The organism is Actinomycetota bacterium, assembly GCA_030774015.1.
In the GTDB taxonomy this organism is placed as follows: Bacteria; Actinomycetota; UBA4738; order UBA4738; family JACQTL01; genus JALYLZ01.
The window spans coordinates 1-3,064 of the sequence record JALYLZ010000197.1; the positions used below are offsets into that span (position 1 = coordinate 1).

At 71.2% G+C, this 3,064-nt stretch carries 5 protein-coding genes; 1 reads left to right on the forward strand and 4 read right to left on the reverse strand.

The genetic code is table 11. The annotated features are described in order from the left end of the window. From M3Q23_18650 to M3Q23_18665, 4 genes are all read right to left on the reverse strand, one after another. Positions 1 to 1,196: MFS transporter (locus M3Q23_18650; protein ID MDP9344069.1), on the reverse strand; the 1,196-nt coding region annotated here is incomplete at its 3' end. Next, entirely contained in the window at positions 1,193 to 1,660 is a 468-nt protein-coding gene (locus M3Q23_18655) for a MarR family transcriptional regulator (GenBank protein ID MDP9344070.1), read from the reverse strand. The genes M3Q23_18655 and M3Q23_18650, both read right to left, overlap by 4 nt. 98 nt (positions 1,661 to 1,758) lie before the next feature. Further along, positions 1,759 to 2,079 (reverse strand): GYD domain-containing protein, encoded by a 321-nt coding sequence (locus M3Q23_18660; protein ID MDP9344071.1) that lies wholly within the window; start codon positions 2,077 to 2,079, stop codon positions 1,759 to 1,761. A 91-nt stretch (positions 2,080 to 2,170) separates the two neighbouring features. Beyond that, the gene (locus M3Q23_18665; protein ID MDP9344072.1) at positions 2,171 to 2,737 is read right to left on the reverse strand and encodes a DNA-3-methyladenine glycosylase I; all 567 of its coding nucleotides are present in this window, start codon (positions 2,735 to 2,737) and stop codon (positions 2,171 to 2,173) included. A gap of 64 nt (positions 2,738 to 2,801) precedes the next feature. Here M3Q23_18665 and M3Q23_18670 point away from each other — a divergent pair. Beyond that, a partial coding sequence (locus M3Q23_18670) for a PHP domain-containing protein (GenBank protein MDP9344073.1) occupies positions 2,802 to 3,064 on the forward strand: 263 nt, incomplete at its 3' end.

Genomic DNA, 3,064 nt, shown 5'->3' on the forward strand with positions numbered 1-3,064 from the left:
GCCCAGGCGGCGGCGAGCCCGGCCAGCAGGGTCGCCGCGCCGCCCAGGGCCAGCGCGGCCCGCGGCCCGAAGTGCTCGGCCACGAAGCCCACGGTGGGCGCTCCGATCGGGGTCACCCCCAGGAACACCATCGCGTACAGGGCCATGACCCGCCCCCGCATGTCGTCCCTGGACCGAAGCTGAAGGATGGAGTTCGCCGTGGAGATGAACGTGATGCTGGTCACGCCCACCGCCACGATCACGACCATCTCGGCGGCGAGGGTGGGGGCCGTCGCCGCCGTCAGGATGGCCACCCCGAAGGCCACGGCCGACCCGGCCAGCAGGCGGCTGTTCGCCTGCCCCTTGGCCGCCACCACCAGGCCGCCGGTCACCGCCCCCACGCCCATCAGCGAGAACAGCTCGCCGTAGACGGCCGCCCCGCTGTGGAACGCGAAGCGGGCCATCAGCGGCAGCAGGACCGAGAAGTTGAACCCGAGCGTCCCCACCACCGCCATCACCAGCAGCGGAACGCGCAGCTCGCGCGTGGACCAGGCGTAGCGAAGCCCCTCCCGGAGCTGGCCCCGCGCCCGCTTGGCCCGAGGAGTCCTCCGCAGCTCCAACTGGCGCATGGCCAGCAGCCCGGCGATGACCGCCAGGTAGGAGGCCCCGTTGACGAAGAAGCACACCGCGATGCCCACCGTGGCGATCAACACGCCGGCCACGGCGGGGCCGACGATGCGCCCAGCGTTCACCACCACGCTGTTCAGGCTGACCGCGTTGGTGACGTGCTCGGGCCCCACCATCTCCATGACGAAGCTCTGGCGGGCGGGGTTGTCGACCAGGGTCACCATCCCGAGCGTGACCGCCAGCGCGTAGACCATCCACGGCTGGACCACACCGGTCGCGACGAGGGTTCCCAGGACCACGGCCAGCAGCGCCGACGTGGTCTGGGTGACCACCAGGAGACGCCGCTTGTCGAACCGGTCCGCGACCACACCACCCCACGGACCGAGCAGGAGGATCGGCAGGAACTGGAGCGCGGTCACCGTCCCCAGCGCGACGGCGCTGCCGGTGAGCTGGAGCATCAGCCAGGCCTGTCCCACCGACTGCATCCACGTGCCGGTGATGGACACGATCTGGCCGAAGAAGTACAGGCGGTAGTTCCGGACCTCGAGCGAGCGGAACGTGGTGGCGAACGCGCGGCGGACCCGGTTCACCGCTGCTCCTCCATCAGTCGTTCCAGGACGTCGACGGCCCGGGCCAGCGCGGCGACGTCGTCCGGCTCCAGTTGGCTGAGGCGGCGGGTCAGGAACGCGGTCTTGCGGGCCCGCTCCCGTTCCAGCAGGCGCTTGCCCTGCGCCGTGAGGCGGATCCACGTCACGCGACCGTCGGCCGGGTCGGGGCGCCGCTCGACGTGGCCGGCTCCCTCCAGCTTTCCGACCATGGCGGTGATGCTGGAGGGCTGGACCCGCTCCGCCGCGGCGAGGTCGCCGAGGGTGACCTCGCCCTGGCGATCGATGGTGGCCAGGGCCGAGACCATGGAGGGGGAGAGCGGGCCGCCGGCCTCCTGCCGGAGCCGCCGTCCCAGGCGAGCCACCGTCAGCCGGAGCCGGGCGGCCAGTTGGGCCACGTCGGCGTCGGTCGGTGCGGCATCCCTCGGGACGAGCTCTCGGGCGGTCATTCCACCCCAGAGTATTTCACCAATCTAATTAGACTGTCAAAGCTTCAGGGCGGAACGGCGGCCTCGGTGGCTGAGCGGGCTGCGGGCGCGCGAAGGGGCTATGCGCCCGGCGCGCGGTACTCGACGGACTTCTTGGAGGCCTCGTCCACCTGCTCGGGCGTCATCAGGACGGTGGTGCTCGTCCGGACGGCGCCGCTGGCGGACACGGTGAGGCTCACGGCGGCGGCCGAGGCGTCGTCGGGAAGGTCGGCGATGACGTAGACGTCCTCGTCGCCGAAGGCGTAGTAGAAGGCCTCGACGGTCCCCCCCTGGCCGCGGACGGCTCCCTCGACCACCGCCTGGCGTGCCGTGCCCCCTTCCTTGAGCGTCCCGCGGGCACCCTCGGCCGTCAAGGACGCGCGGAGCAGGTACTTGGGCATCGTCTCCCCCCTTGCTCGGGGCGCCCTCCGGCGCCGGATGGAGGCCGATGGTAGGCGGGCGGTCTCGGCAGGGCAAGCTCGCGTCGAGCGGTCAGGTGAGCTCGGCGTGGCGGAAGCAGGACACGACGTGGTCGTTGACCATGCCGACGGCCTGCATGAACGCGTAGCAGATGGTCGGCCCGACGAAGCGGAACCCCCGGTCCTTCAGCTCCTTGCTCATGGACCGGGACTCCGGGGTCTCGGCGGGGACGTCGGCGAGGGTCCGGAAGCGGTTCACCACGGGCGTTCCGCCGACGAACTGCCACAGGTACGCGTCGAGGGTGCCGAACTCCCGCTGCGCCTGGAGGACGCTCCTGGCGTTGCCCACCGCGGACTCGACCTTGGCCCGGTTGCGAACGATGGCGGGGTCGGCCAGCAGGCGCTCGATCTTCCTGCGATCGAACCGGGCCACGCGTGCCGGATCGAACCCGGCGAACGCTCGACGGTAGCCGTCGCGCTTGTGCAGGATGGTGGACCAGGACAGGCCCGCCTGTGCCCCTTCCAGCACGAGCATCTCGAACAGGTGACCGTCGTCGTGGGAGGGAACGCCCCACTCCTCGTCGTGGTAGCGAACGTACAGCGGGTCGTCCCACGCCCCCCACGGGCACCGGGTTGGCATGGAGCGATCGTACCGGGGAGCCCGGCTGGCGCATTGTCGTACCCCCCGTCCTAGAATCGAACACGTGTTCGATCCACGGTCGTTCGTGCACCTCGACGCCCGGTCGTACTTCTCTTTGAAGGAGGGAGCGAACCCTCCGGAGGAGGTCGCGGTCCGGGCGGGCGAGCACGGCATGCGGGCGGTCGCGCTCACCGACCGCGACGGGCTGTACGGGGCGGTCCGGTTCGTGGACGCGTGCCGCAAGGTCGGCGTGCGTCCGATCCTCGGGGCAACGCTCACAGTGCGTGCAAATGGCGATGGCGATGGCGGCGGGGGTCGGGCGCTGGG

Coding starts and splice junctions, on each gene's coding strand:
- M3Q23_18660 (MDP9344071.1), bottom strand. CDS start 2,079: ATGCCCAAGTACCTGCTCCGCGCGTCCTTGACGGCCGAGGGTGCCCGC.
- M3Q23_18655 (MDP9344070.1), bottom strand. CDS start 1,660: ATGACCGCCCGAGAGCTCGTCCCGAGGGATGCCGCACCGACCGACGCC.
- M3Q23_18665 (MDP9344072.1), bottom strand. CDS start 2,737: ATGCCAACCCGGTGCCCGTGGGGGGCGTGGGACGACCCGCTGTACGTT.